Here is a 7,010-nt window from a genome sequence, read left to right as displayed (position 1 = left end):
TCGGCCGCCTCGTCCTTGAGGTTGCCGTAGCGCCGCCGACCCGAGGCGAGCAGCCGGATCGCACTCGGGTCGGCGTCACGTGTCGTCACGGGAGGCTCACGTGGCCGTCCGGGGCGGGCGCCCTCGGCGCGGGCGTTCGCCCGTCATGTCCGCATCCTCTGTCACGACACCGCGGGATAGTCGCTCGATGCGGCGGTCTCCGCCGCTTCCTTCATGTACCTGACCACATAGCCTCCGAAGTCCTCGAGCTTCGGGTCACCGTTCGCGCGCTGGTAGCCCTGCTCCAGGACGATCGCCAGCTTCCATTTTGCCAGCACCAGGTAGTAGTCGAAGTCATCCACCTGCCGGCCGGAGCGCTCCGCGTAGAACGCGAGGAGCTTCGACCGCGGCGGCATGCCGACGAGGTACTCGTTGTCCGAGGGGCCGGTGGGATCCTCCGGCCAGCTGTGCAGTGCCCAGGCGACGTCCAGCTTCGGGTCGCCGACGGTGCCCATCTCCCAGTCGAGGATGGCCGCCAGCCGGGCCGGCGCGCCGTGCCGGAACATGACGTTCGGGAACTGGTAGTCACCGTGCATGACCCCGGGGACGAAGTCGAGCGGCCGGTGGCAGGACAGCCACCGGGTCGCCTCGTCGAGACCGGGGATCTCCCGGGCCCGGATCCGTTCGTAGAACCGGGTCCAGCGCGCGACCTGCCGGTCGTGGTAGCCGTCGGGACGGCCGAGGTCGCCGAGGCCGCGGGCCCGCCAGTCGAGGGCGCCCATCTTCACGATGCCGTCGATGAGCTCGTAGGCCAGCCCGCCGCGCGCCTCGAGGTCGGTGTCGAACGGAGGTGCCCACCAGCCCGGCGTGTTCATCACCGACCAGCCGTCGACGACATCCATCAGGTAGAAGGGACGGCCGATCACGCTCGGGTCCGCGCAGGCGGCGATGCCGTCGGCGACGGGCACGTCGGTACCGGTGAGCGCCTCGATGATCCGCCACTCGCGCAGGATCCCGGCGTCGCGCTCGGCCGGTGCCGCGGCGGGCGGCTTGCGCAGCGCGGCACGGAAGTCACCGCGGCTGACCTCGAAGATCTCGTTCTGCCGGCCCCCGGAGAGCAGCCGCGCCTGGACGGGCAGGCCCGCGCCGGGCAGGTCCCGGGTGTCCAGCCACCGGCCGAGCGCGTCGACGTCGAGCGCCGGGCCGGTGTCGCTCGTCACCTGGCTCACTGGTCCGCGCCCGCGGGCTCGAGGAACTCCGCCCACTTCTTGCGCGCGGCCTCCTGGCGCAGCGGCAGCCACTGCGTCGGCCACAGGCCCTCCGCCGGCTTTCCCTGCCTGAGCACGGCGCGGGCGACCGTCACCCGGTGGATCTCGCTGGGGCCGTCCGCCAGGCCCAGGATCATCGAGCCGGAGAACCACTCGTTGAGCGGCAGGTCGTTCGTCGTCCCGAGCGCGCCGTGCACCTGCAGCGCCCGCTGGGTGATGTTGTGCATGACCTGCGGGGTCAGCACCTTCACCGCGGCGATGTCGTGCCGGACGGCCCGGTAGTCCTTCAGTTTGTCGATGCGCCACGCCACGTACAGCACGAAGAGCCGGAACTGGGTGAGCTCGGCGTAGGAGTCGGCGAGGTAGTTCTGCACCGACTGCTTCTCGCTCAGCCGGCTGCCCTTCGTCTCGCGGCTCAGCGCCCGCTCGACCATCATGTCCAGGGCTCGGCGGGCCTGGCTCACCGTGCGCATCGCGTGGTGGATCCGCCCGCCGCCGAGCCGGGTCTGGCTGATCGCGAAGGCCTGCCCCTCGCCGCCCAGCACGTTCTCCTCCGGCACCCGGACGTCGGTGAAGCGGACGAGGCCGTGGGTGCCCTGGCCAGGCACGTCCTGCCCGAACAGGGCCATGTTGCGCTCGATCTCGATGCCGGGGGTGTCGCTCGGCACGATGAACATCGACGCGCCGTGGTGGATGGCGACGTCCGGATTGGTGACCGCCATGACGAGGTAGAACGAGGCCCACTTGGCGTGCGAGGCGAAGAACTTCAGGCCGTTGATCACCCAGCCGTCGCCGTCCCGCTCGGCCCGGGTGGTGAACACCCCCGGGTCGGAGCCGCCCTGCGGCTCGGTCATCGCGAAGCAGGAGACGATGTCGCCGTCGAGCAGCGGCTGGAGGTAGAGCCGCTTCTGCTCCTCCGTGCCGTAGTGGGCGAGGATCTCGGCGTTACCGGTGTCGGGCGCCGCCGTACCGAAGATCACCGGGCCCCAGGCCGCCCGGCCGATGATCTCGTTGAGCAGGGCGAGCTTCACCTGGCCGTAGCCCTGGCCGCCGAGCTCCTGGCCGAGGTGGCAGGCCCACAGGCCCTGGTCGCGGACCTGCTGCTTGAGCGGGCCGACGATGCGCCCGATGACCGGGTCGATCGGCCGCTCGAAGACCTGGTGCCGCCACAGCGCGTCGAGGGGCTCGACCTCCTCCCGGACGAAGCGTTCCGCCCAGTCCAGCTTCTCCTGGTACTCCGGCTCGGTCTCGAACTCCCACACGGCGCGCCTCCAGTGATCCCGGGATTGCTTTCTCAAGTCGACAATATATTGTTTGCCGAGTGACGAGCAACGCCTCCCCCTCGGCGCCGCGGCCGCTGCCCGCGGTGGACGATCTCAACGCCTTCTACTGGTCCGCGGGCCGCGACGGCGTCCTGCGGTTCCAGCGCTGCCAGGACTGCGCCTCGCTGGTGCACCCGCCCCAGCCGGTCTGCTGCTACTGCCACTCCGACCGTCTCGGGGTCACCGAGGTGAGCGGCCGTGGCACGGTCATCGGCGTCACCGTCAACCACCAGCCGTGGGAACCGGCCTTCCCGCCCCCGTTCGTCGTCGCCTCCGTCGCGATCGACGAGGATCCACGGGTCCGTGTGATCACTGGCCTGGTGGACATCCCGGCCGAGGACGCGGCCGTCGGGCTGCGCGTCCACGTGCGGTTCGAACAGGCCGAGGACGTGTGGCTACCGGTCTTCGCCCCGATGCCGGAAGAACCGGGGCCGGCGGAAGCGGCGCCGGACGAACCGGGCCCGGCGGAGACGGCGTCAGAGGAACCTGGCCCGGAGCAGAGCGACGAGTCGCGACGAGGCCTGGTGTTCGGGCCCCTCCCCGACGACGCCATCGCCCCGGCGGAGCACGGGCGGCACGTGCGGCCGATGGTTCGCGCCGACAAGTTCGAGGACCGGGTGGCGATCACCGGGATCGGCATGTCCCCGGTCGGCCGGCGGCTGATGCTGCCGCCGCTCGCGCTGGCCGCGGCGGCGGCCAGGGCCGCGGTCGCCGACGCCGGCCTGGAGCTGTCCGACATCGACGGGCTGTCGACCTTCCCCGGTGGGGAGCTGATCGGCGGCTTCACCGAGGGCGGGGTGACCGCGCTCGCCGACACGCTCGGCATCCGGCCCACCTGGTACAACGGCGGCTCGGAGACGTTCGGCCCCGGCGGCGCCGTCGTCGCGGCCATGCTCGCGGTGGCCAGCGGCCTGGCCCGCCACGTCCTGTGCTTCCGCACCGTGTGGCAGTCCACCTACGCCGCCCAGCAGCGGGCCGCCAACCCCGGCGGCGGCAGCCCCTACGGCATCGGCGGTCGCGGCGGCCGGATCACGGGGCCGCAGGGGTACATCGCGCCGTACGGCGTGGGTTCCGTCGCCATCAACCTCGCGATGATCGCCTCGAACTACTTCCGCCGCTACGGCGCGACCCGCGAGGCCCTGGGCTGGATCGCGATCAACCAGCGGGCGAACGCGGCGCTCAACCCGCAGGCCGTCTACCGCGACCCGATGACGATGGACGACTACCTGAACGCCCGGATGATCACCACGCCGTTCGGCCTGTACGACTGTGACGTCCCGATGGACGCGAGCCTCGCCGTGATCGTGTCCGCGGTGGAGACCGCCCACGACCTCGCCAGCCCGCCGGTGTTCGTCGAAGCCGTCGGCACGCAGATCACGGAACGGTTCCTCTGGCACCAGAGCACGACGAGCCACGAGCCGCAGACGCTCGGCCCGTCCGCGCACCTGTGGTCACGCACCTCGCTGCGGCCGGCCGACGTCCAGGTCGCGCAGCTCTACGACGGCTTCAGTTTCAACTGCCTGTCCTGGCTGGAAGCCATGGGGTTCTGCGGCGTCGGCGAGGCCGCCGACTTCGTCGCCGGCGGCCACAACATCGCGCGCAAGGGCGGCATCGTCGCGCTCAACACCCACGGCGGCCAGCTCTCGGCCGGCCGCACCCACGGCATGGGCATGATCCACGAGGCGGTCGTCCAGCTGCGCGGCCAGGGCGGCGAGCGCCAGGTCGACGGCTGCTCCGTCGCCGCCGTCAGCACCGGCGGGCTCGCCCCCGCCGGCGCGATGCTGCTACGCCGGTCCTAGGAGGGGTCTTGACGGAGAACCAGCGGGCGCGGGACGAGACGGCCGGCGGCCTGGAGCCCGAGTTCGCCCAGCTGCTCGACGCCCTGCGGGTCCTGCAGGACACCGTGAGCGGCGTCGACCTGCCGGCCGACGTGGCGAGACAGGCCTGCCTCGACATGGAGCGGCTCAGTGGTCTCCTGAAGCCCTACCAGGTGGCCGACACCCTGCAGGCCGCCGGCCGGACACCCGGAATCGGGGGCCGCGCGCACGCGCTGCTGCCGGCGGTGCACGTCGACGAGGCCGACGACAACCGCCTCGTCGGGCACGTCACGTTCGGCCGGTACTACCTCGGCGGCTTCGGCGCCGCCCACGGGGGCGCCATCCCCCTGATGTTCGACGAGATCATGGGACGGCTCTCGAACGCGGGCGGCCGGCCGATGGCGCGGACGGCCTACCTCAACGTCAACTTCCGCGCCGTCACCCCGATCGACGTCCGGCTCCGCGTCGAGGTCCGGCACGACCGGGAGGAGGGCCGCAAGCGGTTCCTGACCGCCGCGCTCTACGACGGTGAGACCGTGACGGCCGACGCCACCGCCCTGTTCATCACCCTCAAGCCTGGCCAGCGCTAATGCTGCAACGGCACGTGATGGTCGGGGTGGATGATCTGAGCTGTCGTGGTGGGGGCGTTGCCTGAGGGTGGACGACGCCGGCCGAACCACTCTGCCCTGAGCGCTCCCGGCCGCCGGCTCACCGTCGGTGCCCGGGAGCGGGCAGGGCGTCCTAGCGCCGGCGCGGCATCCGCCTCAGCGTCAGGGTCGACGGCGCCAGCTGGACCTGAGTCGCACCCCAGCACCAACCAGAAGGGCACACCGATGACGACACCGACCCCCCAGCAACGTGTCCACGGCGCGCTGCTGGGACTGGCCGCCGGTGACGCGCTCGGCGCCACCCTGGAATTCATGCCCCCCGAGGAGATCAGGCGCCGCCACGGCGTCCACACCGAGATCACCGGCGGCGGGGCGTTCGGGTGGCGTCCCGGGCAGGGCACCGACGACACCGACCTGACGATCGCCGTGGCCCGCGCCTACGCCGACGGCTACCAGCTCGGCGCGGTGACCGAGCACTTCCTGCGCTGGTACCGGGGACGTCCCCGCGACATCGGCGGCATGACCGCGGCCTCCCTGGGTCGCATCGCCGACGGCGAGGAGCCGCTGGCCGCCGGCGCCGCCGCGACCGCCGCGGCGCGCGGCGGCGGCGCCGGCAACGGCAGCCTCATGCGCGCCCTGCCCACCGGCCTCACCCGCTCCCACCCGGACCGGTGCGCCCGCGAAGCCGCCGAGATCAGCGCCGTCACCCACGCAGACCCCCGCTGCGTGCACGCCTGCGTCGCCTACACCGCGATCGTCTCCGCCCTCGTCGAGGGCACACCGGTCCCCGAAGCCCTCCACGCGGGACGCGACACCACCCCCACCGTCCCCGCCCCCGAGGTCGACGCCGCCCTCGCCACCTCCGCCGCGACATCGTTGACCGACCTGCCCACCACGGGATACGTCGTGCACTCCCTAGCCGTGGCCGTCTGGGCCCTCCAACAGCCCGACTCGCTGGAGGACCTTCTCGTCGCGGTCGTCAACCGCGGCGACGACGCCGACACCACCGGTGCCATCACCGGCGGCCTCCTCGGCGCCCGCGACGGCGCCGCGGCCGTGCCCGCCCGCTGGGCGCAGCAGCTGGAATACGCCCCGGAGATCAGCGAGCTCGCCCCGGCGCTGCACTCCCTGCGCAGCCACCACCCCAGCGCGGACATGCGCCGCTCCCGCCGCTGATCCACTCGCCGACCGGACCGGCGCATCGTCCCGCCCTCCGGCCGGTCAGCCGCCGACGACCTGCCAGACCGAGACATGGGTGAGGCTGCCCGCTGTGAACGGCTCCCCGTGCCAGCCGGCGTGCCGGCTGACCAGCGTCATCCCGGCCAGGCGCGCCATCAGGTCCAGCTCGGACGGCCACGCGTACCGCAGTTCGACCGGGTAGATCCGGACCCTGCCCTCGGTGACCGAGACAGTCCGGGCCCGGACCCGCTGCGTGGCCGGATCGTGGACCGCCGCGCTCAACCGGAGCTCGTCACCGTCGAGCGTGTTCACGGCTACCCGCTGACCGCGGTCGTACAGGGTGGGATCCGGCCTGAAGGCCTCCATGACGAAGACACCGCCCGGCCGGAGCCGGCGCGCCACGTTGGCGAAACAGCGGACCTGGTCATCCTGGCTCAGCAACACGAAGAACGTGTTGAACACGACGTAGACGACGCTGAACGGCCCACCCGACGCGGCCACGTCCACGAAATCACCGATGGCCACCGGGACGGTGTCGCCACCCGGCTTCGCCCGCATCCGCGCGACCATTCTCCCGGACGCGTCGATACCTGACACCGGAACTCCGCGCGCGGCGAGCGGCAGCGCGACGCGACCGGTACCGATTCCCAGCTCGAGAGCCGGCCCGGAGCCGGCGAGACCAGCCAGGACCTCCGCCATCGTTTCGGGTTCCTCCCGGCCCGCGGTGGCACCGGGAAACCATTCGTCGTATACGTCGGCTATCCGGTCCCCGTACTGCGCCGGATCGACGCCGTCGAGGTTCTCCGTATGGTCCGCTCCCATGCACGAAACCATGCC

At 72.2% G+C, this 7,010-nt stretch carries 6 protein-coding genes; 3 read left to right on the top strand and 3 right to left on the bottom strand.

All coding sequences use genetic code 11. The features are described 5' to 3' along the window. Nucleotides 1-161 precede the first annotated feature (161 nt). Complete coding sequence (locus MXD62_RS32365) at nucleotides 162-1,208, bottom strand: phosphotransferase family protein (protein ID WP_248833156.1); 1,047 nt, start codon at nucleotides 1,206-1,208, stop codon at nucleotides 162-164. Further along, nucleotides 1,205-2,509, bottom strand: a complete 1,305-nt coding sequence (locus MXD62_RS32360; RefSeq protein ID WP_248833155.1) for an acyl-CoA dehydrogenase family protein — start codon at nucleotides 2,507-2,509, stop codon at nucleotides 1,205-1,207. The genes MXD62_RS32365 and MXD62_RS32360 overlap by 4 nt, the downstream gene beginning before the upstream one ends. Nucleotides 2,510-2,568: 59 nt before the next feature. On the opposite strand from MXD62_RS32360, the gene MXD62_RS32355 reads away from it, so the two are divergent. The 3 genes from MXD62_RS32355 to MXD62_RS32345 all read left to right on the top strand — a co-directional run bounded on the left by MXD62_RS32355 (nucleotide 2,569) and on the right by MXD62_RS32345 (nucleotide 6,170). Continuing rightward, nucleotides 2,569-4,368, top strand: coding sequence for an OB-fold domain-containing protein (locus MXD62_RS32355; protein ID WP_248833154.1), 1,800 nt, complete (start codon nucleotides 2,569-2,571; stop codon nucleotides 4,366-4,368). Between the two features lie 8 nt (nucleotides 4,369-4,376). Then, nucleotides 4,377-4,976 (top strand): hotdog domain-containing protein, encoded by a 600-nt coding sequence (locus MXD62_RS32350; protein WP_248833153.1) that lies wholly within the window; start codon nucleotides 4,377-4,379, stop codon nucleotides 4,974-4,976. 243 nt (nucleotides 4,977-5,219) lie between these two features. Beyond that, nucleotides 5,220-6,170, top strand: coding sequence for an ADP-ribosylglycohydrolase family protein (locus MXD62_RS32345; RefSeq protein WP_248833152.1), 951 nt, complete (start codon nucleotides 5,220-5,222; stop codon nucleotides 6,168-6,170). 45 nt (nucleotides 6,171-6,215) lie between these two features. On the opposite strand, the gene MXD62_RS32340 is transcribed toward MXD62_RS32345, so the two are convergent. After that, nucleotides 6,216-6,995: a class I SAM-dependent methyltransferase gene (locus MXD62_RS32340; protein ID WP_248833151.1), complete on the bottom strand. Its 780-nt coding sequence runs from the start codon at nucleotides 6,993-6,995 to the stop codon at nucleotides 6,216-6,218. Nucleotides 6,996-7,010 lie beyond the last annotated feature (15 nt).

Source organism: Frankia sp. Mgl5 (assembly GCF_023242985.1).
In the GTDB taxonomy this organism is placed as follows: Bacteria; Actinomycetota; Actinomycetes; order Frankiales; family Frankiaceae; genus Parafrankia; species Parafrankia soli.
Note: the sequence above shows the minus strand (reverse complement) of the source record. Positions and strands in the feature narration are given on the sequence as shown.

Bases quoted from the DNA above. Each gene is read 5' to 3' on its own strand.
- MXD62_RS32345 (WP_248833152.1), top strand. From the start codon at position 5,220: ATGACGACACCGACCCCCCAGCAACGTGTCCACGGCGCGCTGCTGGGA.
- MXD62_RS32340 (WP_248833151.1), bottom strand. From the start codon at position 6,995: ATGGGAGCGGACCATACGGAGAACCTCGACGGCGTCGATCCGGCGCAG.